Source organism: Agrobacterium sp. SORGH_AS_0440 (assembly GCF_031453135.1).
Lineage (GTDB): Bacteria > Pseudomonadota > Alphaproteobacteria > Rhizobiales > Rhizobiaceae > Agrobacterium > Agrobacterium pusense.
Genome location: NZ_JAVIYR010000002.1, coordinates 1,026,516 through 1,049,413 on the forward strand (window position 1 = coordinate 1,026,516; position 22,898 = coordinate 1,049,413).

A 22,898-nucleotide genomic window follows, 5' to 3' on the forward strand; every position below is an offset into this window, starting at 1 on the left:
CTTTTGTTCAAGACGGTAAGGATCGAATGCTCTAAACTTCGCTCATGCACAATGTTTCGCAGGAACAGGCCCTCGATTTCATGCCCGTCGCCACGACGGAAACCACGCGTTTCTGGCGGGACGGACGTTTTGGCGGCATGGAATGCCTGAGTGCTACGTTTCTCACCCATGAATATTCGCCTCACGCCCATGACACGTTTTCGATAGGCGCCATCGAAAGCGGCTCGCAGATTTCCACCATTCAGGGCACCACCGAACAGACTGGGCCGGGGCATCTCTATCTCATCAATCCCGACGAGATTCACGATGGTGCACCGGGCGGCGGCGGTTACCGTTACCGGATGATCTATCCCGACACCGCACTGCTGCGCGATATCATCGAGGATGTGACAGGCAGGGCCTTCCACGGTACGCCGTCATTCCCGAAGTTTCTGCCGCGCGATCCGCAGATGGCGGCCGCCTTTCAGATGGCGCACCGGCGTCTGGAGGAGAAATCCGGTGCCCTCGAGGCGGATGAAGGCATGTTCTCGGTTCTCGCCGCCCTTTTCGGCAGGCATGGCAGCGCCATTATCCTGCCGGTCGAAACGCGCGAGAAAACGGCGGTTTACACCGCCCGCGACTATCTTTCCGACAATTACGAGACCGATATCGGCCTTGAGGAACTGGCTTCCATTGCCGGTCTCAGCCGCGCGCACCTTATCCGTGCTTTCAGGAAAGAGTTCCACATCACCCCGCACGCCTATCTGACCGACGTGCGCATCCGCAGGGCGCGTCGGCTTCTGCGCGCCGGCGAGATGCCGGCCGAGGTGGCGGCGATGTGCGGTTTTGCGGACCAGGCGCATTTCACCCGCCATTTCAAGGCGCGCACCGGCATTACCCCGGGCCAGTTTCGCATGGGGTGATGCCGGCACACGCATTCCTGTGTGACGTCACTTTCGTACAAGACCGGTGGATGTCTTACGCGTAATCGCTCTCCTGAAAGGGAGAAAGCGATGTCAATATGGGACAAAAGGACGGAATTCGTCGCGGGATTACGGGCCGCCGCGCCATTGCTCGTGGCCATGGTGCCGATCGGCGTCGTGTTTGGCGCGGTCGCCATCGGCAAGGGCCTGTCGCCTCTCGAAGCCTCGCTGATGTCGCTGCTGGTCTTCGCCGGCGGCTCGCAATTCGTGGCGATGGACTTATGGACCCATCCGGCTAGCTGGAGCGCGCTCGGCTTTGCGGCGCTGCTCGTCAATCTGCGCCACGTGCTGATGAGCGCTTCCATCGCCGGCAAGCTGGACGATTTCCGGGGCTGGCGGAAATATGCGGCCATGCTGGTGCTGACGGATGAATCCTGGGCGTTGTCGGAGTTTCGTGTCATTGCAAACAGGCTAACGGCAGGTTTCTTCACCGGCGCTGCATTGTCGATCTATATCGTCTGGAACCTGGCCACCCTCACCGGTGCTCTGCTGGGTTCGGTCATGGGCGACATGTCGGTCATCGGGCTGGATTTCGCCTTTCCCGCCGTCTTTATCGTGCTGCTCATGGGGTTCTGGAAGGGCCGGGAAACCGGCTTGGTGCTCCTGGCAAGCGCTTCCGCCGCCTGTCTCACCCATGCGCTGGTACCCGGAGCCTGGTATATCGCCGCCGGTGCGCTCGCGGGCCTCGCTGTCGCCGCCTTCGGCCATGATGAACAGGCGGAGCAGCCGGCATGACCCTCGACCTCAATACGCTGCTGACGATTCTCGCCATGATGGCGGCAACCGTCGCAACACGCCTCGGCGGCCTGTTGCTCGTCAGTCGGTTTACCCTGACCGCGCGCCTTAAAAAGGCCCTCGGCGTAGTGCCGCCCGCCGTCCTGATGGCCGTCGTCACGCCGACTGCGCTTGCCAGCGGACCGGCGGAAACCATCGCCTGCGCGGTCACCGCTGTCGCGGCGCTGCGCCTCAGCCTTCTGCCGGCGGCAACAGTCGGCGTGGCGGCCGTGGCGCTGCTGCGCGGAATCGGTTTGTGAAGCGATCCCCTCAACCGGCTGAAAAGACTCTCTCCAAAGGGCCGCAGGAAGCGCCGGCCCGTTAGAATATCGTCTCAGCATCCTATCAAATCCAGATCGAAGCCCCTGAGACGGGGTTGAGGAGGTGGCATCTGGCGGCTATCCAATGGCCTGTGGCATTTGTCACGCAGCGGCCGGCGGGAGAGAGAGATGACGGGCATTCGTGAAGTTGCATTCGAGCCGCTTTCCAGGATTTATGCCGAAGACCTGAAGTCCTCATGGCCGTCGATCACGTTTTTGCTGCTGACGATCCTGTGCGGGTCTCTTCTCGCTTCCGCCGGTCCTTATGTGTTTTCCCGCCTGATCGACGATCTGCCGGACGCTCCGCGGCAGTGGATGCTTGGATTTTCGTTTTATGCCGGCCTGACGGCATTGGCGACGGCCATTCAGCGCTCCACGCAATATATGTCGGTCATCCATTCGGAACGGCTGGAATATGTGGCTACGACGCGCTTCTTCGAGCGCATTGTCCATAAAAACGCGCCATTCTTCAATGATCACAACCCGGCGGAAATTCAGGCCGCACAGACAAGGGGCGCTTCGGCCGCATCTGCAATCATGCAGATCGGTCTTATCTATTTCGTTCCGGGCCTCGCCACGTTTCTGTTCAGCACCCTGTTGCTGGGGGCGGTCCTCAGTGCGGATCTGGTGGCCATCGTCATTCTCTATGGTGCGGCCTTCATCGCGCTCACCCTTGCCTCGAACCGGCTGACCTCGCCATTTCTGGAAAAGGCCATCGAAGCCGGACAGCAGAATGCCGGTTTTGTTGGAAACGCCATCAGCATGATCGAGCCCTTGCGGCACACGGGCAGCACGGCGTGGATGAAGCGTCGCTTTGCGGAGAATGCGGGCTCGATCTACCGGAACTGGCGGCTTTATTCCCTGCGCCGTATTGGTTTTGTCTTTACCATCTCGCTCGCTCTGGCCGTGCAGATGATCATAGGCTTTTATCTCCTTCTGCCGCGCTACGAGGCCGGAGAGCTCTCGATCGGCGATATCGTTCTCTTCAACACGCTTCTGCTTCAGCTCAACATGCCTTTCGAACTGATCGGGCAATCCATCAGTGAGGCGCTACGATCCTTCGCCCAATTCGCGCCCTATGCCCGCATGTGGAATGAGCCAGAAGAGCAGAAGGAGTCTCCGGATACACGCCCGTTGCGGCTGTCGGGCAGAGTGATAGAGTTTCATCAGGTGGGCTTTCGCTACGAAAACGGTCGCGGCGTTGAAGGCGTCTCTTTCACCGCAACGCCAGGACGTCTGACCTTCATTACCGGCGAGACCGGCTCCGGCAAATCGACACTCTTCCGGCTTTTGCAGAAAACCGTGGTGCCGCAATCCGGGCGCATCACTGTCGATGGCGCCGATCTCACAGCCATCGGCCGGGACGACTGGTTCGCCGCGGCGGGTATCGTTCCGCAGGAGGTGCAATTGCTGAACGATACGTTGCGCAGCAATATCGTGCTCGGGCGGGCGCTGGATGAGGAAAAACTGCGCCGCTCCGCCGAGCGGGCCGCCATCCTCGACAGGATTGAGGCGATGCCGGAGGGTTTCGATACGATTGTCGGTGAAAGGGGGCTGAAGCTTTCCGGCGGCGAGCGCCAGCGGGTTGCCCTTGCCCGTGCGCTCTACGGCGAACCGGCCATTCTGCTGCTCGATGAGGCAAGCTCGGCGCTGGACGAGGAGACGGAGCGGGAAATCATGGAACAGCTGAGACGGGTCGACAGCGATATCACCATCATTGCCATCACCCACCGCCAGAGCAGCATTCGCGCCGGCGATCAGGTCATTGCATTGCCTAAGGGGATAATCGATGAATCGGGTTCTGAGGGATCAGTTCCAAGCCGTTGAAAAGACTCCGCCCCATCCCTAAAACAGGACGGGGCGTTATTGATAGAAGGCTGCCTCGCCTCAATGTTCTTCGTATTGGCTGAAGCTCGGATCGGCCAAGTCCGTAAAGCGGGTGAATTCGGACTGGAAGGCAAGCTTCACGGTGCCGGTCGGTCCGTGACGCTGCTTGGCGATGATGACGTCAGCCGTGCCTTTTACCTTGTCGAACAGCGCTTCCCACTCGGCATATTTCGGATCGGCAGGATCGCGCGGCTCCATGTTCTTGACGTAATATTCCTCGCGGAACACGAACAGCACCACGTCGGCGTCCTGCTCGATGGAACCTGATTCACGCAGGTCGGAAAGCTGCGGGCGCTTGTCTTCGCGGCTCTCCACCGCACGGGAGAGCTGTGACAGCGCGATGATCGGAACATTGAGTTCCTTGCCCAACGCCTTCAGGCCCGTGGTGATCTGGGTGATTTCCTGCACGCGGTTTTCGCCGCTCTTGCCGGAGCCGGTCATCAGCTGAACGTAGTCGACCACCAGAACATCGAGGCCGCGCTGGCGCTTCAGGCGGCGGGCGCGCGCGGAAAGCTGGGCAATCGAGATACCACCGGTCTGGTCGATGTAGAGCGGCACCTTCTGCATCATCTGTGAGCAGGCGACGAGTTTTTCGAAATCGGCCTCGGTGATGTCACCGCGACGGATTTTCGACGAGGAAACTTCGGTCTGCTCTGAAATGATACGCGTTGCCAGCTGTTCGGAGGACATTTCGAGCGAGTAGAAACCGACAACGCCGCCATTTTTTGCCTTGAACGAGCCGTCCGGCTGCACTTCCTGCTCATAGGACGCGGCGATATTGTAGGCGATGTTGGTCGCAAGCGAGGTCTTGCCCATACCCGGACGACCGGCAAGCACGATAAGGTCGGAACGCTGCAAGCCACCCATGCGGGCGTCAAGCGAGTGGATGCCGGTGGAGATGCCGGAGAGGTTACCGTCGCGCTCGAAAGCCGCGCCCGCCATGTCGATCGCCAGCGCCACCGCGTCGTTGAACGACTGGAAGCCGCCGTCGTAACGGCCGGTTTCCGCCAGTTCGAACAGGCGCCGTTCGGTGTCTTCGATCTGTGCCTGCGGCGGCATGTCGAGCGGCGCGTCATAGGCGATGTTGACGACATCCTCGCCGATCTGGATCAGCGCGCGGCGCAGCGCCAGATCATAGATCGCCCGGCCGTAATCTTCCGCGTTGATGATCGACACGGCTTCTGCCGCCAGACGCGCGAGATACTGCGCCACCGTCAGGTCGCCGATCTTGTCGTCGGCCGGCAGGAAGGTCTTGATCGTCACCGGATTGGCGGTCTTGCCCATGCGGATGATATCGCCTGCCACCTCGAAAATCTTGCGGTGCAGCGGTTCGTAGAGGTGCACGGGCTTCAAGAAGTCCGATACGCGGTAATAGGCGTCGTTATTGACGAGGATGGCGCCGAGCAGCGCCTGTTCGGCCTCGATATTGTTCGGCGCTTCGCGGTAATGCGGTTCCGCCGGTTGCGCGGGGGTGATCTTTCTCACAGCGTCGTTCATGGTTTGCGCGATCTCCCTTTGCCTGTTCTTACACCTCGGGTTTGGCTTTCTGTGCCATTGCAGTCAATGATATTGTTGCAACACTCCATGGCAGGCCGACGTCCGCTGAGCGAAGTCGGATCACATCTTCAGTTGTCCCCAGCAATCCACAGGCGGGATGGGGACAAAGCGGGAAATTTCCCGGCAACGTGATTCGCCGCCATGAGTTTACCGCATGGCAGACCCGGCACGAAAGAAACTTGAAAATCGTCAGCCTTACGAATAAATAGGCAGAAAATAAGTAGTGTACTAATTATAAGGCTTGCTGACATGTCCCGCGAGACCGACAAGGAACAGCTTCTCGATGAAGTTTCCGCTTTCACCCGCAAACTGCGCGCGTTTTTCGATGCGCGGGTAGGGGAAAGCGGGCTGACGCTGGCGCGTGCGCGTGCACTTTTCGCGCTCTCGCGGCGCGGACCGTTGACGCAGACGGAGCTCGCGGAGGAAATGGAAATTGAGACACCGACACTGGTGCGGGTGCTTGATGGCATGGAGAAGCAGAACCTCATCGAACGCCGATCCGATGAGAACGACCGGCGTGCCAAACGTATTCACATGACGGCGGAGGGCGAAGAAACCTCGCAGACGGTGCAGGAAATGGCAAAGTCGCTGCGTTCGGAAATCGCCGCCGATATCTCCTCGCAGGAGCTGGCAATGGCGCTGGATGTCATGCGGCGGCTTTCGGCCAATCTGCAAAATCTTGCAGCGGGGAGGGCGCAATCGTGAGCACCTCTTTACCGCTAACGGCAGCGTCGGACGCCGCCGAAAAGGACAGGCCCGCCAATGGCCCCATAGAAACGACGGGCCCGGCTCAATCACCGGACGCCGGCGCCGGCAGCGGCACGCAGGCTCCGTCTGCCGCAGCTGCACCTCAGCCGGTGGAGCGGCCATTGTGGCTGCGGCTGTGTTTCATTTTTGCAGGCCTGTCGTTTTTCATTACGCAGGGCCTCGGCATGAACCTCGTCATGGCCAATATCTACCAGCTGCAGGGCGAGTTTTCGGCGACGGTGGCCGAGGTCGCCTGGTTATCCGCTGCCTATATGGCGCCCTATGCCACCTTTTCCATCGCCTTGTTCAAGGTGCGCGCGCAATATGGCCTGCGGCCCTTCGCCGAACTTTCGATCATCGCCTTCGTGGTTGCTTCCTGCCTCAACCTCTTCGTGACGGACCTGCATTCGGCCATCGTCATCCGCTTCGTCAGCGGCATGGCTGCCGCGCCGATTTCATCGCTCGGCTTTCTCTATATTCTTGAGGCCTTTCCGCCCGCGCGAAAATTCTCGCTGGGATTCAGCATTGCACTGACAGGTACGCTGTTGTCGGCGCCGCTTGCGCGCATGGTGTCACCCTCGCTGCTGGCGATCGATGGCTGGAATGCCCTTTATTCGATGGAAGTCGGTTTTGCGCTGATTTCCTTCGCCATGATTTACGTCCTCAAGGTCACACCGCCACCGCGTGCGAAGGTGATCGAGCGTATGGATATCCTCAGCTATCTCCTGTTTGCGGGCGGTCTCGGTTGCCTTGCAGTCATGCTGACGCTCGGCCGGTTCTACTGGTGGTTCGAAACCTGGTGGCTTGGCGCGCTGCTGGCGACATCCATCGCGCTTCTGACACTGATGGCTTTCATCGAATTGCCGCGTAAGAACCCGTTGCTCGACCTGCGCTGGATTTTCTCCAAAACCAACCTGCACGCCATTGCCGTCCTGCTTGTCTACCGGGCGGTCTCGTCGGAACAATCCTCCACCGCGGTCAGCTTCTATCAGCAGCTTGGCTTGCTCAACGACCAGACCACCATGCTTTATGCCCTCGTGCTGCTTGCCACCATTCTTGGCGGGGCGGCCTGCGCATGGCTGATGTTGACGAAATATGTCGAAACCGCCCATGTCATTGCGTTGACACTGATCGCGGCTGGTTCATTTATGGACAGCCAGTCGACGAACCTCACCCGCCCCGAACAGATGTATCTCAGCCAGATGATGATCGCCTTCGGTGCGGCCATGTTCCTGCCGCCTGTCATGGCGAAGGGTTTCGGCGCAGCACTGGCCCGGGGTGCGCCTTATCTGGTGAACTTCATCACCATCTTCCTGTTTACGCAGATCACCGGTTCCATGCTGATGACGGGCCTGCTCGGCAGTTTCGTAACGCTGCGGGAGAAATTCCACTCCAATGTGCTGGTGGAGAACATCCTGCTCACCAACCCTCTCGTTGCCCAGCGTGTCTCCCAGCTTTCCGGTGCTTACAGCCATGTCATCACCGATCCGGCATTGCTGAAGGCGGAAGGGTTGTCGCTGCTTGGCCAGCAGGTAAGCCGGGAAGCCTATGTGCTTGCCTATAATGACACGTTCCTGCTCATCTCCGTCGTTTCCGCGTTGGCGCTGGCCGCGCTTTTGATCCACCTCGCATGGTTGCGCATCCGCCCCTTCCTTTTCCGGGAGGACATCGATGCCGCACCGGCCCCCCAGTCTTGAACCTTCCAAGAGTGCCAAAATGTTGAAGAAGTTTTTTACTCCCGTTTCCATTCTCGTGCTGCTCGGCGGTTTCGCCGGTGTTGCGCTCGTGCTTTACGCCTGGCGGCTGCCGCCCTTCCTCTCCACCGTGGAAATGACTGACAACGCCTTCGTGCGCGGTTACGTCACGACCATGAGCCCGCAGGTCAGCGGATATGTCGTGGATGTGCCGGTGAAGGATTATCAGGAGGTGAAGCAGGGTGCTTTGCTGGCGAAGATTGATGACCGCATCTATCGCCAGAAACAGGCGCAGGCGGAAGCAACGCTCGATACGCAAAAGGCGGCTCTCGATAATTCCCGCCAGCAGGAAAATGCAGCCAATGCCCATATTCTTTCCAGCCAGGCCGCGGTCGACAGCGCCGAAGCCTCGCTGAAACAGGCCCAACTGGCATCCGACCGGCAGGATAATCTCATAAAAAGCGGTGTGGGAACTTCCAGCCTTCAGGAAGAAGCCCATGCCGCACTGGAAAAGGCGCGGGCATCGCTCTCGCAGGCAAAAGCCGCCCTTGAGGTTTCACGGCAGGATCTGCAGACCATCATCGTTAACCGCAGTTCGCTGCAGGCTGCGGTCGCAAATGCCGAAGCGGCCGTCGAGCTTGCCCGGATCGACCTCGCCAATACCGAAATCCGTGCGCCCGTGGATGGCAGGCTCGGCGAAATCGGCGTTCGCACTGGCCAATATGTCACCGCCGGCACGCAGCTGATGGCCGTTGTGCCGCATGATGTCTGGGTTATCGCCAATTTCAAGGAGACCCAGCTTGCGGGCATGCAGGTCGGCCAACCTGTGACGATTTCCGTCGATGCGCTGCATCGCCGCAAACTGACCGGCCATGTGGAGCGTTTTTCGCCCGCCACGGGTTCGGAATTCGCCGTCATCAAGCCCGACAACGCGACCGGCAATTTCGTGAAAATCGCCCAGCGTCTCGGTGTGCGCATCACCATCGACGCGGATCAGCCGCTGGCGGCAGAACTTTCGCCGGGCATGTCTGTGGTGGTGCATGTGGACAAGAGCAAGGCGCCCGATGGGGCGGAGACGGCGGAGAAGTAGTCGATACGTCTCGTACGCGTGGCTTACCCCCCTCTGCCCTGCCGGGCATCTCCCCCACAAGGAGGGAGATCAGCTAGATGCCTGCTCCTCGCCTAAGCTTCTACGTTAAAGATGGCCGGAAGGTCGCCACGATTCGATCTCCCCCCTTGTGGGGGAGATGCCCGGCAGGGCAGAGGGGGGTGCCCTCCACAAACTCCAACACAACAAACAAAAAACCCCGGATGTCGCCATCCGGGGTTTTCCTTTGACCGTTAGGCCAGATCTTACTCGTCGTCGCCGTCGCGGTCAGCTTCCGGATCGAAGAAGTCTTCCGGACGCAGCGCGTCTTCGTCAACGCCGTAGATGGCGTCAGCGGAGGTGAGGCTTTCGCCCTTGGCCTGACGCTCTGCTTCTTCAGCCGAACGGGCAACGTTCAGCTCGACCTGCAGCTCGACTTCGGCGTGCAGGTGCAGGGTAACGTTGTGCAGGCCGATGGTCTTGATCGGCGTGTTCAGCTCAACCTGGTTGCGGCCGATGTTGAAGCCTTCGGCAGCCAGGATTTCAACGACGTCGCGGGCGGCAACAGAACCGTACAGCTGACCGGTTTCGCCAGCCGAACGGACAACGATGAAGGACTTGCCTTCGAGTGCTTCGGCAACCTTCTGGGCTTCCGACTTGCGCTCGAGGTTACGAGCTTCGAGCGTTGCACGCTCGGTTTCGAAACGGGTCTTGTTGGCGGCGTTGGCGCGCAGCGCCTTTCCCTGCGGCAGCAGGAAGTTACGGGCATAGCCGTCGCGAACCTTGACGGTTTCGCCCATCTGGCCGAGCTTGTTGATGCGTTCGAGAAGAATAACGTCCATCTTCTTGATCCTTTCTATGGTTTGGTTTCGTTCGTAGTGTCGGTTTTCCGCGCCGGCGTCAGGGAGATCGTGCTGCGCACGTCGCTGAGGCCGAACACGAGAATGATGAACAGCGGAAAGACAAAGACCGCCGAGAGATATGCGAGAATGAGGACCGGCAAGCGCCAGTCCTTGCCGCGGGCGCGCTTGTGCAGCGAGGCATAACCCGCCATCAGGAAGCCCGCGCCAAAGGTGCCGCAGATGACCGCGCCGATCATGGCCGCCACGCCGCCAAGGAACATGGCGAGAATGCCGGCCAGGAAAATGAAGATCGCGTTGCGATGCATGCGCAGTGCCGAGGGAATGTCCTCACGCGGGCGCAGGCCCTTGCCGAAAGAGCCGACCAGCCGGGTCGCGAAATAATAGGCCCCAAACAATAGGATGACCCAGAGACCACCCTGAACAATGGGAAGCATCAGCACGAGCAGCGATTTCGTTTGCGCCAGCGCCTCTGCATTGGGCTCGAACAGCGGTTCGCGGTTCTGCACCGAGGTCATCATGATATCGACCATGCGCGCGACCAGATCAGGACCGTAACCGATCATCCAGCCAAGAATGACGACGGCGACCGAAACCAGAATGCACAGGTGCAGCACGATGCCGGAGAGCGGATACCAGGCAAGCAGATCATCCGGGCCGCCGATTTCGGAAGCCGGGCGCGCCAGATTGGCGAGATGCGAAAGCCAGCCCGCCGGGATCAGCGTGAAGATCGCGATGGTCAGCGCAAACAGCGGCGACATGACCAGCGCACCGATGACGGCGGTGGTGATGATGGCGACGATGGCGGCGCGATTACCCCAGCCCATGCCTGCGATCAGGATCGGCATGGCGGAACCGGCATAGAGCAGGAAGGAAAAGGACGACTGTGCCGTTGCGCCAAGCGTTAAAAACGCGGCGCATATGCCGGCGAGAACGCCGGAGATCAGCACTGTCTGGTTCAACTTTTGCACTTCGCTGTCCTGCTGAAACTAAGCAGTTAGAGGATTGCTCGTGAGAGCCTCATCCCCAACATGGGATTTAGAGTATCGATCCGCGCCCAACGCGGAAGGATCTGGAAAAGCGAGGCCGCGCTAAACGCAGCCTCGCTTCAATTCATTACGCTACAACGTAGGGCAGCAGGCCGAGGAAACGGGCGCGCTTGATCGCCTGGGCGAGTTCGCGCTGCTTCTTCTGGGAAACGGCCGTGATGCGGGAAGGAACGATCTTGCCGCGCTCGGAAATGTAGCGCTGCAGGAGACGTACGTCCTTGTAGTCGATCTTCGGAGCGTTGGCGCCGGAGAAGGGGCACGTCTTGCGACGGCGGTGGAACGGGCGGCGTGCCTGGGAAGAGGATGCGTCAGCCATTGGTCAATTCTCCTTATGCACGGTCTTCGCGCGGACGGCGCGGACGGTCTTCGCGGGGACCACGATCTTCACGCGGGCCACGGTCCGGACGGTCGCCATCGCGGCGCGGACGGTCGTCACGGTCGCGCTTCTGCATCATCGCGGACGGGCCTTCTTCGTGGGCTTCGACGGCGATGGTCATGTAGCGAAGAACGTCTTCGTTGATGCGCATCTGGCGCTCGACTTCATGGATGGCGGCCGCCGGAGCGTCGATGTCCATGAGAGCGTAGTGAGCCTTGCGGTTCTTCTTGATGCGGTAGGTGAGGGACTTCAGACCCCAGTTCTCGATGCGTCCGACTTTGCCGCCGAACGATTCGATAACGCCCTTGTACTGCTCGACAAGTGCGTCGACCTGCTGGGCAGAAATATCCTGCCGGGCAAGGAAGATGTGTTCGTAAAGAGCCATTTAAGCTTTGCCTTTCTTGCGTTTCGTCCTTCACCCGGCAACGGCGCTAAGCCTCAACGACTGCTCCTGAAAAGGCGTGAGCCTTAAAGCAAGAAAAGCGTTGTTCGAGACGGTCGAGAGCGGAGACACGGGAGGCCGGAAAAACCTTATGGTTCCTGCTGTTCCGTCACCGGAACCAGCCCTCCGTTCAGCCACCAGCCAATTGGACCGGGTGTTGTGAACAGCGCGCTTATACGGATTTTTGCCCGGAATGCAAGGGCAGAGGCGAAAAAGCGCGCCGTTCGATCATCAGATCGGCATTGGATATTGCCGGTGAATGGCTGCGATTCCCTTCAGCACGTCCTCGGAAAGAGTGACATCCGCTGCCGCAATATCAACCTTCAGCTGCTCTATCGTGGTGGCGCCGATGATGACGGAGGCCATGAAGGGGCGCGTCAGGCAGAAGGCAATGGCGAGTTTTGCGGGGTCGATACCATGCGCGGCGGCAAGCTCCAGATAGGCCTTGACCGGTGCTTCCTGAAGCGGCTGCAGGCGGCCACCGAGATCCTTGTTGATGGTTCCGCGTGAACCGGCGGGACGAGCGCCGTTCTGGTATTTGCCGGTCAGCAGCCCTGCCGCCAGCGGCGAATAGGCGAGCAGGCCGACATCTTCATGGTGGGCAACTTCCGCCATGTCCAGATCGAAGCTGCGATAGAGCAGATTATATTCGTTCTGGATCGTGGCGACTCGCGGCAGGCCCTTGGCTTCGGCGATGTCGATATATTTCTGCGTGCCCCAGGCGCTTTCGTTGGAAAGGCCAATGGCGCGGATTTTTCCGGCCTTTACCAGTTCGCCGAGCGTTTCCAGCTTTTCGGTGATTTCGGCAAGCGTGCGCGCCGTGTCCTGACCGGAAGCGTCAAAGCTCCATGCGCCGCGGAAATGATAGGTGCCGCGATTCGGCCAGTGGATTTGGTAGAGGTCTATATAGTCGGTCTTCAGGCGCTGGAGGCTGGTATCGACAGCCTCACGGATTGCGGCTGCGTCGATATCGCGACCGCCACGAATGTAATCGCGTCCTGAGCCGGCAACCTTGGTCGCGAGCACGACCTGATCGCGCTTTCCGGTCTTTTCAAACCACGAGCCGATATAATCTTCCGTCCGGCCCTGGGTCTCCGCGGAAACGGGCGTGGTGGGGTAAAGCTCTGCCGTATCGAAGAAATTCACACCGTTTTCGACGGCGTAATCCATCTGCGCATGCGCTTCGGCTTCGGTATTCTGTGTGCCCCATGTCATGGTGCCGAGGCAGATTTCAGACACGGAAATATCCGTGCGGCCCAATAGTCTCTGTTTCATGGAAATGTCCCGGTGCTTGGCCAGATAGTTTGGAAGGTGGTGTGAAAGTAATGGGGAATTGCCGCAGTGCAAGAAAAAATATGATGAAAAGAAAGGGGAAAACAGCACGACAAAACCCCTCACACCGGGCCGGCAGGCGGCCTCAAGCCTTGACTTCGCTGGTGGGAATGTGAATGGAAGTCGACAAGAATAAAGGCAAGGCCAGACAAGAAGGACGACATCCCATGGGTATTGCATTCACATTTCCCGGTCAGGGAAGCCAGGCTGTTGGCATGGGCAAGGAGCTGGCGGATACCTATCCGGAAGCACGCGCCGTGTTTCAGGAAGTCGACGAAGCGCTCGACCAGAAGCTTTCCGACATCATGTGGAACGGCCCTGAAGAGACGCTGACGCTGACGGCCAATGCCCAGCCGGCCCTCATGGCCGTCTCCATGGCGGTCATGCGCGTTCTTGAGGCGCGTGGATTAAAACTGTCCGATACTGTTTCTTATGTCGCGGGCCACTCCCTCGGCGAATATTCGGCGCTCTGTGCCGCCGGTACTTTCTCGGTTGCCGATACCGCCCGTCTTCTGCGCATCCGCGGCAATGCCATGCAGGCCGCCGTGCCGGTGGGTGAGGGCGCGATGGCCGCAATCATCGGGCTTGAGCACGATGCCGTTTCCGGCATTTGCGATGAGGCCGGCATTCTCGGCGTGTGCCAGATCGCCAACGACAATGGCGGTGGCCAGCTGGTTATATCAGGCAGCAAGGCGGCTGTCGAAAAGGCAGCGGCAATCGCTTCCGAAAAGGGCGCCAAGCGCGCCATCATGCTGCCGGTCTCCGCTCCCTTCCACTCCGCGCTGATGGCGCCGGCGGCGGAAGCCATGCGCGAGGCGCTGGCCAAAGTCGAAAAGCACAATCCGGTCGTTCCTGTCATCGCCAATGTGCGTGCCGCCCCCGTTTCCGACGCCAACGAGATCGCCGGCCTGCTGGTCGAGCAGGTGACGGGCCAGGTGCGCTGGCGTGAGACGGTGGAATGGTTCGCCGCCAACAACGTGACCCAGCTTTACGAAATCGGTTCCGGCAAGGTGCTGACGGGCCTTGCCCGCCGTATCGACAAGACGGTGAATGGCGTTGCCGTCAACGGTGCTGCCGATATCGATCAGCTTCTCGCCACGCTTATCGGCTGAGGCGGGATTTCTCCCGCAGCCGCATTCCTCAGGGCGCAACAACGCTCAACATTTTCAGTCCGAAGCTCTAAAGAAGGAATAGGACATGTTTGATCTGACAGGCCGCAAGGCCCTCGTAACCGGCGCGACCGGCGGCATTGGCGAAGAAATCGCCCGCCTTCTGCACAAACAGGGCGCAACTGTCGGCCTGCACGGCACCCGCGTTGAAAAGCTTGAGGCGCTGGCGACGGAACTTGGCGACCGCGTCAAGATTTTCCCGGCCAACCTCGCCGACCGCGCCGAGGTCAAGGCACTCGGTGAAAAGGCTGAAGCCGAGCTGGAAGGCGTCGATATTCTCGTCAACAATGCCGGCATCACCAAGGACGGCCTCTTCGTGCGCATGAGCGACGAGGACTGGGACAACGTCATTGAAGTGAACCTGACGGCGATGTTCCGCCTGACGCGCGAACTGACGCATCCGATGATGCGCCGCCGTTTTGGCCGCATCATCAACATCACCTCCATCGTCGGCGTTACCGGCAATCCCGGCCAGGCGAACTATTGCGCCTCCAAGGCCGGCATGATCGGCTTTTCCAAGTCGCTGGCGCAGGAAATCGCCACCCGCAACGTTACCGTCAACTGCGTAGCTCCGGGCTTCATCGAAAGCGCCATGACCGGCAAGCTGAACGACAAGCAGAAAGACGCCATCATGGGTGCCATTCCCATGAAGCGCATGGGCACGGGTGCCGAAGTCGCCTCTGCCGTGCTTTATCTCGCTTCCAACGAGGCGGCCTACATGACCGGCCAGACCCTGCACGTCAACGGCGGCATGGCGATGATCTGACGGCACGCAAGTCCGTCATGAAAAGGATTGCGGCGCTGTTTAAGCACCTTCTTGGGTAGCTGGCGCCGCAAGGCCCCGCTGACCGGTTTTCGGCGAAATTGCCTGTCATACGCTGTGCTTAGCGCGTTTTCAGGCTTTTCGACCGATTGAAACCATGTTAAGCGGGCCAAGACTGTGAACAGTCGTCCCGGAGAGACAGGAAGCCGTTGCGATTTTGCGTGACGATGTCTAGCTTGGACCGGGTTGAACGGGTTTGCCCGCAGTGCCGGATTTGAACGGCGCATGAGGGCTTCTAACAGGGCAGGGTGCCGCGAGGCATTCCCTTCAAAATAAAGGTCGAGGAAACCGACATGAGCGATATCGCAGAACGCGTAAAGAAAATTGTAATTGATCATCTTGGCGTTGACGCCGACAAGGTTGTTGAAGGCGCCAGCTTCATTGACGATCTGGGCGCTGATTCGCTCGATACCGTTGAACTGGTCATGGCTTTCGAAGAAGAATTTGGCGTTGAAATTCCCGACGACGCTGCGGATTCGATCCTGACCGTCGGCGACGCTGTCAAGTTCATCGAAAAGGCCCAGGCCTGATCGACCCGCATGGGGAGGTGCAATATCCTCCCGTCTTGGCCCGGCTTGTCCGGGCCAATGTTTTATCGGCCGGTGGCACGTGCTCCGACAGGTGCTCGTTTCCGGCGATGCATGAGGTTACGGCCCGGAACGGTAGCCGCGAGTCTCATGCCGTGATTTTGAAATGCTGCGCCATTGCGTGAACACCCCGTGGTGCCCGATGTCGCAGAAGACCGATGATTTGGATAAGGGCGGAGCATTGGCGATGAGGCGTGTCGTTATCACCGGTACCGGCATGGTATCTCCTCTTGGATGTGGAACGGAAGTGACCTGGGAGCGGCTGTTGGCCGGCCAGAACGGCGCCCGTCTCGTGACTGAATTCGAAGTTGAAGACCTTCCTGCAAAGATCGCCTGCCGCATTCCCGTGGGCGATGGTTCCAATGGCACCTTCAATGCCGATGACTGGATGGAGCCGAAGGAACAGCGCAAGATCGATCCCTTCATCCTGTATGGCATGGCTGCCGCCGACATGGCGCTTGCTGATGCAGACTGGCATCCTGAGACCGATGAAGACCAGATCGCGACCGGCGTTCTGATCGGCTCCGGCATCGGTGGTCTGGAAGGCATCGTCGAGGCCGGCTATACGCTGCGCGACAAGGGCCCGCGTCGCATTTCCCCGTTTTTCATTCCCGGCCGCCTGATCAATCTCGTATCCGGCCAGGTTTCCATCCGCCACAAACTGCGCGGACCGAACCATGCCGTGGTGACGGCCTGCTCGACCGGGGCGCACGCTATCGGCGACGCCGCCCGGTTGATCGCCCTCGGCGATGCCGATGTCATGGTCGCCGGTGGCGCCGAATCGCCGGTCTGCCGCATCGCGCTTGCCGGTTTTGCGGCCTGCAAGGCCCTTTCCACCCAGCACAATGACAATCCGGAAAAAGCCTCGCGCCCTTATGATCGCGACCGCGATGGTTTCGTCATGGGCGAGGGTGCTGGCATCGTCGTTCTGGAAGAGCTGGAGCACGCCAAGGCGCGCGGCGCGAAGATCTATGCGGAAGTGGTCGGTTACGGCCTTTCTGGTGATGCCTATCACATCACGGCGCCGTCCGAAGATGGCGAAGGCGCCTACCGCTGCATGTCGATGGCGCTGAAGCGGGCGGGTCTGACGCCTGACGATATCGACTATATCAATGCCCACGGCACATCCACCATGGCCGATACCATTGAGCTTGGAGCTGTCGAGCGTCTTGTCGGCGAATCGGCCTCGAAGATTTCCATGTCTTCCACCAAGTCGGCCACCGGCCATCTGCTCGGTGCGGCGGGCGCCATAGAGGCGATCTTCGCTACGCTTGCAATCCGCGACAACATCGTTCCGCCGACGCTGAATCTCGACAATCCCGATGTCGAGACCAAGATCGATCTTGTGCCGCACAAGGCGCGCAAGCGGCAGGTCAATGTGGCGCTTTCGAATTCCTTCGGCTTCGGTGGCACAAACGCCTCCCTCGTGCTGCGCCGTTACGAAGCGTAAGTCGCGGCGGCTGTGGCCGTCGCGATGGCGTCCGCGCCGCATACCGTCCCCGGCGGTGCGGCGCTCTCCTGCCGGACGCTTTAAAAGAATGTTCTTTCCTTAGAAGAACGTGGTTCGGCTTGCGAAAGCCATTCCGGTTTTCGCGCCGATATTGTAGTCATTGATTGGGAGAGTTTGCCGGTCTGCTCGATTTCGGACCACAGGTATCTTTCCCCCATCGGCTTTGTCCGAGGTGATATTCGTGAGGTAGAACAAGAAGGCTTCACGGTGTCTTTATGTGGTGCAGGAAGCCATTCCGAACCTGTTTTTGCCGCATTACCTGCGCAAAAAGCGCTGACAACGCCGAACTGAAAAGGACCGACGGTGAGCGACACGAACCAGAACAGCCAGGGACCATACGGACAAAACGGCGCGGGCGAAGGCAATCGCGGTCCGATCATTCCGAAATCCCCGACGGAAGCCTTGCGGCCGGAAAAGGTGCCGGCGCCGCCGAAGCGCTCCCGCAAGGCCCATGGCCAGCTTGTCATCTTCCTGAACTTCCTGATGACGCTTGCCGTTGCCGTTTGCGTCCTGGCGATCGCCGCCTTTTATTACATGATCAATGCGTTTCAGGAGCCGGGGCCGCTTGAAACGAATACACATTTCACCGTGCGTAATGGTGCCGGTCTCATTGAGATCGCCAATAATCTCGAGCGCAATGACATCATTTCCAACGCACGCGTTTTCCGTCTGATGGCCGGAAGCTATCTGCAAAAGGACCAGACGTTGAAGACCGGCGAATATGAGATCAAGGCCGGCGCATCGATGAAGGACATCCTGATGCTGCTGGAATCGGGCAAGTCGATCCTTTATTCCGTGTCGCTGCCTGAAGGGTTGACGGTCAAGCAGATGTTCGCCCGCCTTGCTGCCGACGAGGTTCTGGATGGTGAACTTCCCGCCACCTTGCCACCGGAGGGTAGTCTGCGTCCGGATACTTACCGCTTCACCCGTGGCACCAAGCGCGAAGAAATCATCAATCAGATGAGCGCGGCGCAGGACAAGCTGATCGACATGATCTGGGAACGGCGTGATCCCGACCTGCCGATCAAGACCGTCGAGGAGTTCGTGACGCTGGCCTCGATCGTCGAAAAGGAAACCGGCAAGGATGACGAGCGCGCCCATGTTGCCTCGGTCTTCTACAACCGCCTGAAAAAGGGCATGCGTCTGCAATCCGACCCGACGATCATCTATGGTCTGTTCGGCGGCGACGGCAAACCTTCGGATAGGCCGATTTATCAATCGGATCTCCAGAAACAGACGCCGTTCAACACTTACGTGATCAAAGGCTTGCCACCATCGCCCATCGCCAATCCCGGCCGGGCCGCACTGGAGGCGGTTGCCAACCCATGGCGCACGGATGATCTTTATTTCGTGGCCGATGGTACGGGCGGTCATGTGTTCGCAAAGACGCTGGACGAGCACAATGCCAATGTGCGCCGCTGGCGCAAAATCGAGGCAGAAAAGGCGGCTGCCGGAGCGAATCCCGAAGTTGTCGTGGATGGTCAGCCCGGTGGTGCAGAGGCGGAAAAACCGGCCAATAACTAACTGATAAATCACGGCCGGGCCTTGTGACCACAAGGCCCGGTTTCGTGCGGCGTGACGGGGGGATTCCATATATGACGTTGCAATCGATGACCGGCTTCGCGCGCAGCGAAGGCACCTCCGGCCGCTACCGCTGGGCGTGGGAATTACGCTCGGTAAACGGCAAGGGGCTGGATCTGCGCCTGCGTCTGCCTGCCGGTCTGGAAGCTTTGGAAACCGGGCTGAGGGAAATCGCGGGGGCGCATCTTTCCCGCGGCAATATCCAGGCGGGACTGGCGCTCTCAGTTGCCGAGAACCGGCTCGAGGCTGTCATCAATCGCGATGCTCTCGCCGCGGTTCTGGCGCTCAAGAAGGAACTGGGCGATGTCGTCGACGACAAGCCATTGAGCTTCGATACGCTGCTTACGTTGCGCGGTCTGGTCGATTTTCGCGAGGCGGAAGACGATGCGGAGGCGCTGGCTGCGCGCAACGGCGATGTGCTGGCTGGCTTCGCTGTTGCAGTCGAAAAGCTGAAGGACATGCGCGAGCGGGAAGGGGCATCTCTGTTCGCCATCCTTTCCGGTCATATCGACCGGATCGAGCAGCTTGTGAACATCATTGAAAGCGATCCCTCCCGTCACCCGGAGCAGATCGCGGCGAGGCTTGCTCAGCAGATTGCGCTGATTGGCGATGGCATGCACGGGCTTGATCGTGACCGCCTTCATGCCGAGGCGGCGCTGATCGCCACCAAGGCGGATCTGCGCGAAGAGATCGATCGGCTGCATGCCCATGTGCAGGCCTCTCGGGAGCTTTTGGCCAATGGCGGTCCGGCTGGCCGCAAGCTCGATTTTCTTGCACAGGAATTTAACCGTGAGTCGAATACAATCTGTTCCAAATCGAACGCCAGTGCGGTAACCGCAGCAGGTATAGAGCTGAAAGTGGTTATCGACCAGTTCCGCGAGCAGGTCCAAAATCTGGAGTAGACCCATGGCCCCGGTGAATATTTCTCCCGTCACGATCGCCCGCAGGGGGCTGATGCTGGTGATTTCTTCGCCTTCCGGCGCGGGCAAATCCACGATCGCGCGCAACCTGCTTGAGAAAGACAAGAATATCAGCCTTTCCGTCAGCGTCACCACACGCGCTCGCCGGCAGAGCGAGATCGAGGGCATTCACTACCACTTCATCTCCAAGCGCGATTTCGAGCGCATGCGTGATAATGAGGAATTGCTGGAATGGGCCGAGGTTCACGGCAATTTCTACGGCACGCCGCGCGAGCCGGTGGAAGATGCCATGGCCGCCGGCCGCGACATGCTGTTCGACATCGACTGGCAGGGTGCCGAGCAGTTGCAGGACAAGATGAAGGCAGACGTGGTCTCGATCTTCATCCTGCCGCCGACCATGACCGAACTGCAATCGCGCCTGCACCGCCGCGCCGAAGACACCGAAGAGGTGATCAAGACGCGGCTCCTCAATTCCCGCGCCGAAATCGAGCACTGGCGCGACTATGACTACGTCATCCTCAATGACGACCTGCAGGCGGCTTTCGAGGCCGTCGAAGCAATCGTCAAAGCCGAACGCGTCCGCCGAGACCGCCGCCATGGCATGTTCGATTTCGTGCGGGCTTTGCTGGAGGAAGAGCCGAAGCTCTGATTTATGCGATGAGTCCGCGCGCCAGCCATCGCCGTGACAATCGCTCGTCCGCCGCGTCTTCCGCCCAGCCATGACCTGTATTGATCGTTTCGAGCACGGCATCAGCGCCGGCTGAGACCAGTTGCTCGGCCAAATGCGGAGCGTCGGAGGGGTGACGCCGGTCGTCGTTGACGCCTGCAAGCAGAAGTACGGGGTACCCCGCGAGGTTCGGAAGAGGCTGGTCTTTTCTCGGAGACAACGGACGAAGCAGGATGGCGCCTTTCGACAGATGATGCGCCCGGCACATGGTTTCAGCCGCGATGATCGCGCCGTTCGAGTATCCGACGAGAAGGGGTTCTTGCGCCGTCTGCTGACATACAAAGGCAACAAAGCCGCACAGTCTGGTTGCCTGATGTTTCAGATCGTCGATATCGAGTTCTCTGTCGGGTTTTCTGCGAAAAAATGCGAAACCATTCTCCCAGGGAACCGCGCCCCTCGGCGCATATAACGCCCCCTTGGGAAAGACGGCGCGGCCAAAAGAAATGAGGTCGTCTTCCGTTCGTCCCGATCCATGCAGCAAGATGACAGCGCAATCCGGCGTTTCAGCGGGAATATCAAGCTTATAGTGAAAACCGGCATTCTCCACGCACTTGCTCCTCCATTCGCAGGTGTCCAGGAACCGTTGCTTCCGTTCGGAACGGCGAACATCTGCCAGATGTTACAGGCAATTCGCCAGTGTCACGAATTCCTCCACTGAGAGCGTTTCCGCCCGGCGCGTGGGATCGATACCAGCCTTTTCCAGCAGCGCCTCGCCGCCAAGGCTTTTCACGCTCTGGCGCAACATCTTGCGGCGCTGACCGAAGGCGGCTTCGGTCACTTTTTCGAGCTTGGCGACATCGCAGGGCAGCGGCTTGTCCTTCGGCAGCAGATGCACGACGGTGGAGGTTACCTTCGGTGGCGGGCTGAAGGCCTGTGGCGGGACATCAAAGGCCATTTCGGCAACCGTACGCCAGCCGGCGAGAACGCCAAGGCGGCCATAATGGTTGTCGCCTTCTTCCGCCACGATGCGCTGCCCGACTTCCTTCTGGAACATCAGCGTCATGGAGAGCCAGAAGGGCGGCCATTGCTTCGGCAGAAGCCAATTGACCAGCAATTGCGTGCCGACATTGTAAGGCAGGTTGGCGATGATGCGCACCGGCTCGCCGACGGGGACCAGAGCCTCGAAATCGGTCTGCAGGGCGTCTCCCTCTATGACCTCAAGCCGTCCGGGATAATGCGCCTCGATTTCCGCCAGTGCCGGCAGGCAGCGACTGTCCCGTTCGACGGCAATGACCTTTTTCGCCCCGAGCGAAAGTATAGCGCGGGTGAGGCCGCCGGGACCGGGCCCGACCTCAATGACAGTCACACCTTCGAGCGGTCCCGCCGTTCTGGCGATCTTCTGGGTAAGGTTGAGGTCGAACAGGAAGTTCTGTCCGAGCGATTTCTTCGCGTCGAGCCCGTGGCGCTGGATGACGTCCCGTAGCGGTGGTAGTCCGTCGATGGCCGCCATTATGCGCCGGCCCGGCTGCGAAGGGAAATGTCCGCCGCCATCTTGAGTGCCGCCACGAGGCTCGCCTCATTGGCGATGCCCTGGCCGGCAATACCAAAGGCAGTGCCATGGTCTGGCGAGGTGCGGATGAAGGGCAGCCCGAGTGTGACGTTGACCGAATCGTCGAAGCCCAGCGCCTTGGCGGGAATGAGCGCCTGATCGTGATACATGCACACTGCCACGTCATAACGCTTGCGGGCGGCATCGTGGAACATGGTGTCGGCGGGCAGGGGACCGAACGCATCGATCCCGTCCTTGCGCAGCCGCATGGTCGCGGGGTGAACGATATCGCGATCCTCCGTGCCGAGTGCGCCGTCTTCACCCGCGTGCGGGTTCAGCCCGGCAACCGCCAGACGCGGAGCCTCAATGCCGAATTTCCGTCGCAGATCGGCATCGATGATCCGGCAGGTCGTGACGATCAATTCTTCCGTCAGGGCGGCCGGCACATCTTTCACGGGAATATGGATCGTCACCGGCACGACACGGACCTTGGGGCCGGCGATCATCATGACAGGCGTGACTTGTTCACCGGTCTGGCGGAAGGCGAGATCAGCCAGAAACTCCGTATGACCGGGGAAACCGAAGCCAGCCTCGTAAAGCACCGATTTCGCGATGGGATTGGTGACAACGGCCGCAGCCTTGCCCTCGACCGTCAGCGAAACGGCGGTTTCGATGGCCTTGATTGTGGCATGGGCAGCGCCGACATGCGGTTGCCCCGCCTGCACGTCGAAGCCGACGGAAAGAGGTAAGATCGGAAACGCGTTTTCGAAAAGGCCAACGGCACTGTCCGCATCGCAGGTCTCGATATTGAGCGGCACGCCGATCAGCGCCGCGCGGCTTGCCACCACATCGGGGTCGCCGATGAAGATGAAGGGGGACACACCGTTTTCCCGGCGCTTCGCCCAGGCGGTAATGGCGATATCGGGGCCGATACCGGCTGGATCTCCCTGTGTCAGGGCAAGCGGCAGGGATGCATATGTCACGGAAAGACCCGGCTCTTGTATC

The 22,898-nt window shown here is 59.9% G+C and carries 23 protein-coding genes; 14 read left to right on the forward strand and 9 right to left on the reverse strand.

What is annotated here, in order from left to right; all coding sequences use genetic code 11:
* The first annotated feature begins 44 nt into the window (after window positions 1-44).
* The 4 genes from QE453_RS14340 (at window position 45) to QE453_RS14355 (ending at window position 3,883) form a co-directional block, all read left to right on the forward strand.
* Entirely contained in the window at window positions 45-902 is an 858-nt protein-coding gene (locus QE453_RS14340; protein WP_042936814.1) for an AraC family transcriptional regulator, read from the forward strand.
* A 90-nt stretch (window positions 903-992) separates the two neighbouring features.
* On the forward strand, window positions 993-1,697 hold the full coding sequence (locus QE453_RS14345) for an AzlC family ABC transporter permease (protein ID WP_045534195.1): 705 nt from the start codon (window positions 993-995) through the stop codon (window positions 1,695-1,697).
* Window positions 1,694-1,996 (forward strand): AzlD family protein, encoded by a 303-nt coding sequence (locus QE453_RS14350; protein WP_004441027.1) that lies wholly within the window; start codon window positions 1,694-1,696, stop codon window positions 1,994-1,996. The genes QE453_RS14345 and QE453_RS14350 overlap by 4 nt, the downstream gene beginning before the upstream one ends.
* A gap of 189 nt (window positions 1,997-2,185) precedes the next feature.
* Window positions 2,186-3,883: an ABC transporter ATP-binding protein gene (locus QE453_RS14355; RefSeq protein ID WP_309777332.1), complete on the forward strand. Its 1,698-nt coding sequence runs from the start codon at window positions 2,186-2,188 to the stop codon at window positions 3,881-3,883.
* Between the two features lie 60 nt (window positions 3,884-3,943).
* Here the strand turns inward: QE453_RS14355 and QE453_RS14360 are convergent, their stop codons facing one another.
* Window positions 3,944-5,440 (reverse strand): replicative DNA helicase, encoded by a 1,497-nt coding sequence (locus QE453_RS14360; RefSeq protein WP_004441029.1) that lies wholly within the window; start codon window positions 5,438-5,440, stop codon window positions 3,944-3,946.
* Window positions 5,441-5,749: 309 nt separating this feature from the next.
* Between QE453_RS14360 and QE453_RS14365 the strand changes: the two genes are divergently transcribed.
* From QE453_RS14365 to QE453_RS14375, 3 genes are read left to right on the forward strand one after another with little or no spacing between them, the layout of a single operon-like run.
* Window positions 5,750-6,205 (forward strand): MarR family winged helix-turn-helix transcriptional regulator, encoded by a 456-nt coding sequence (locus tag QE453_RS14365; RefSeq protein WP_004441032.1) that lies wholly within the window; start codon window positions 5,750-5,752, stop codon window positions 6,203-6,205.
* Window positions 6,202-7,944, forward strand: coding sequence for an MFS transporter (locus QE453_RS14370; protein ID WP_022555929.1), 1,743 nt, complete (start codon window positions 6,202-6,204; stop codon window positions 7,942-7,944). Before QE453_RS14365 ends, QE453_RS14370 begins: the two co-directional genes overlap by 4 nt.
* A 19-nt stretch (window positions 7,945-7,963) precedes the next feature.
* Window positions 7,964-9,031, forward strand: coding sequence for an HlyD family secretion protein (locus tag QE453_RS14375; protein ID WP_045534271.1), 1,068 nt, complete (start codon window positions 7,964-7,966; stop codon window positions 9,029-9,031).
* 263 nt (window positions 9,032-9,294) lie between these two features.
* On the opposite strand, the gene rplI is transcribed toward QE453_RS14375, so the two are convergent.
* The 5 genes from rplI to QE453_RS14400 form a co-directional block, all read right to left on the reverse strand.
* On the reverse strand, window positions 9,295-9,870 hold the full coding sequence (rplI, locus tag QE453_RS14380) for a 50S ribosomal protein L9 (RefSeq protein WP_004441037.1): 576 nt from the start codon (window positions 9,868-9,870) through the stop codon (window positions 9,295-9,297).
* 14 nt (window positions 9,871-9,884) lie between these two features.
* On the reverse strand, window positions 9,885-10,859 hold the full coding sequence (locus tag QE453_RS14385; RefSeq protein WP_142181584.1) for a DUF2232 domain-containing protein: 975 nt from the start codon (window positions 10,857-10,859) through the stop codon (window positions 9,885-9,887).
* Between the two features lie 145 nt (window positions 10,860-11,004).
* A complete protein-coding gene (gene rpsR, locus QE453_RS14390) occupies window positions 11,005-11,253 on the reverse strand; it encodes a 30S ribosomal protein S18 (RefSeq protein WP_003502063.1) in 249 nt (82 codons plus the stop codon).
* 13 nt (window positions 11,254-11,266) lie between these two features.
* Window positions 11,267-11,698 (reverse strand): 30S ribosomal protein S6, encoded by a 432-nt coding sequence (gene rpsF / locus QE453_RS14395; RefSeq protein WP_004441041.1) that lies wholly within the window; start codon window positions 11,696-11,698, stop codon window positions 11,267-11,269.
* Window positions 11,699-11,986: 288 nt separating this feature from the next.
* On the reverse strand, window positions 11,987-13,030 hold the full coding sequence (locus tag QE453_RS14400) for an aldo/keto reductase (protein WP_035207660.1): 1,044 nt from the start codon (window positions 13,028-13,030) through the stop codon (window positions 11,987-11,989).
* A gap of 224 nt (window positions 13,031-13,254) precedes the next feature.
* On the opposite strand from QE453_RS14400, the gene fabD reads away from it, so the two are divergent.
* The 7 genes from fabD (at window position 13,255) to gmk (ending at window position 20,326) form a co-directional block, all read left to right on the forward strand.
* Window positions 13,255-14,199 (forward strand): ACP S-malonyltransferase, encoded by a 945-nt coding sequence (fabD, locus tag QE453_RS14405; protein WP_278067341.1) that lies wholly within the window; start codon window positions 13,255-13,257, stop codon window positions 14,197-14,199.
* 85 nt (window positions 14,200-14,284) lie between these two features.
* Window positions 14,285-15,022, forward strand: coding sequence for a 3-oxoacyl-[acyl-carrier-protein] reductase (fabG, locus tag QE453_RS14410; RefSeq protein WP_037088954.1), 738 nt, complete (start codon window positions 14,285-14,287; stop codon window positions 15,020-15,022).
* A gap of 350 nt (window positions 15,023-15,372) precedes the next feature.
* Complete coding sequence (locus tag QE453_RS14415) at window positions 15,373-15,609, forward strand: acyl carrier protein (RefSeq protein ID WP_003502080.1); 237 nt, start codon at window positions 15,373-15,375, stop codon at window positions 15,607-15,609.
* Between the two features lie 244 nt (window positions 15,610-15,853).
* Entirely contained in the window at window positions 15,854-17,116 is a 1,263-nt protein-coding gene (gene fabF, locus QE453_RS14420) for a beta-ketoacyl-ACP synthase II (protein WP_004441057.1), read from the forward strand.
* A gap of 363 nt (window positions 17,117-17,479) precedes the next feature.
* Window positions 17,480-18,700: an endolytic transglycosylase MltG gene (gene mltG, locus QE453_RS14425; protein WP_004441060.1), complete on the forward strand. Its 1,221-nt coding sequence runs from the start codon at window positions 17,480-17,482 to the stop codon at window positions 18,698-18,700.
* Between the two features lie 71 nt (window positions 18,701-18,771).
* Entirely contained in the window at window positions 18,772-19,659 is an 888-nt protein-coding gene (locus QE453_RS14430) for a YicC/YloC family endoribonuclease (protein ID WP_006700159.1), read from the forward strand.
* Window positions 19,660-19,663: 4 nt separating this feature from the next.
* A complete protein-coding gene (gene gmk, locus QE453_RS14435; protein WP_004441063.1) occupies window positions 19,664-20,326 on the forward strand; it encodes a guanylate kinase in 663 nt (220 codons plus the stop codon).
* Window position 20,327: 1 nt separating this feature from the next.
* Here the strand turns inward: gmk and QE453_RS14440 are convergent, their stop codons facing one another.
* The 3 genes from QE453_RS14440 to pdxA all read right to left on the reverse strand — a co-directional run bounded on the left by QE453_RS14440 (window position 20,328) and on the right by pdxA (window position 22,876).
* Window positions 20,328-20,951: an alpha/beta hydrolase gene (locus QE453_RS14440; RefSeq protein WP_184285389.1), complete on the reverse strand. Its 624-nt coding sequence runs from the start codon at window positions 20,949-20,951 to the stop codon at window positions 20,328-20,330.
* A 72-nt stretch (window positions 20,952-21,023) separates the two neighbouring features.
* Window positions 21,024-21,854 (reverse strand): 16S rRNA (adenine(1518)-N(6)/adenine(1519)-N(6))-dimethyltransferase RsmA, encoded by an 831-nt coding sequence (gene rsmA, locus QE453_RS14445; protein ID WP_004441067.1) that lies wholly within the window; start codon window positions 21,852-21,854, stop codon window positions 21,024-21,026.
* Window positions 21,854-22,876, reverse strand: coding sequence for a 4-hydroxythreonine-4-phosphate dehydrogenase PdxA (gene pdxA / locus QE453_RS14450; protein ID WP_045534272.1), 1,023 nt, complete (start codon window positions 22,874-22,876; stop codon window positions 21,854-21,856). The genes rsmA and pdxA overlap by 1 nt, the downstream gene beginning before the upstream one ends.
* Window positions 22,877-22,898 lie beyond the last annotated feature (22 nt).

Bases quoted from the DNA above. Each gene is read 5' to 3' on its own strand.
- QE453_RS14340 (WP_042936814.1), top strand. From the start codon at position 45: ATGCACAATGTTTCGCAGGAACAGGCCCTCGATTTCATGCCCGTCGCC.
- QE453_RS14345 (WP_045534195.1), top strand. From the start codon at position 993: ATGTCAATATGGGACAAAAGGACGGAATTCGTCGCGGGATTACGGGCC.
- QE453_RS14350 (WP_004441027.1), top strand. From the start codon at position 1,694: ATGACCCTCGACCTCAATACGCTGCTGACGATTCTCGCCATGATGGCG.
- QE453_RS14355 (WP_309777332.1), top strand. From the start codon at position 2,186: ATGACGGGCATTCGTGAAGTTGCATTCGAGCCGCTTTCCAGGATTTAT.
- QE453_RS14360 (WP_004441029.1), bottom strand. From the start codon at position 5,440: ATGAACGACGCTGTGAGAAAGATCACCCCCGCGCAACCGGCGGAACCG.
- QE453_RS14365 (WP_004441032.1), top strand. From the start codon at position 5,750: ATGTCCCGCGAGACCGACAAGGAACAGCTTCTCGATGAAGTTTCCGCT.
- QE453_RS14375 (WP_045534271.1), top strand. From the start codon at position 7,964: ATGTTGAAGAAGTTTTTTACTCCCGTTTCCATTCTCGTGCTGCTCGGC.
- rplI (WP_004441037.1), bottom strand. From the start codon at position 9,870: ATGGACGTTATTCTTCTCGAACGCATCAACAAGCTCGGCCAGATGGGC.
- rpsR (WP_003502063.1), bottom strand. From the start codon at position 11,253: ATGGCTGACGCATCCTCTTCCCAGGCACGCCGCCCGTTCCACCGCCGT.
- rpsF (WP_004441041.1), bottom strand. From the start codon at position 11,698: ATGGCTCTTTACGAACACATCTTCCTTGCCCGGCAGGATATTTCTGCC.
- QE453_RS14400 (WP_035207660.1), bottom strand. From the start codon at position 13,030: ATGAAACAGAGACTATTGGGCCGCACGGATATTTCCGTGTCTGAAATC.
- fabD (WP_278067341.1), top strand. From the start codon at position 13,255: ATGGGTATTGCATTCACATTTCCCGGTCAGGGAAGCCAGGCTGTTGGC.
- fabG (WP_037088954.1), top strand. From the start codon at position 14,285: ATGTTTGATCTGACAGGCCGCAAGGCCCTCGTAACCGGCGCGACCGGC.
- QE453_RS14415 (WP_003502080.1), top strand. From the start codon at position 15,373: ATGAGCGATATCGCAGAACGCGTAAAGAAAATTGTAATTGATCATCTT.
- fabF (WP_004441057.1), top strand. From the start codon at position 15,854: ATGAGGCGTGTCGTTATCACCGGTACCGGCATGGTATCTCCTCTTGGA.
- QE453_RS14430 (WP_006700159.1), top strand. From the start codon at position 18,772: ATGACGTTGCAATCGATGACCGGCTTCGCGCGCAGCGAAGGCACCTCC.
- gmk (WP_004441063.1), top strand. From the start codon at position 19,664: ATGGCCCCGGTGAATATTTCTCCCGTCACGATCGCCCGCAGGGGGCTG.
- rsmA (WP_004441067.1), bottom strand. From the start codon at position 21,854: ATGGCGGCCATCGACGGACTACCACCGCTACGGGACGTCATCCAGCGC.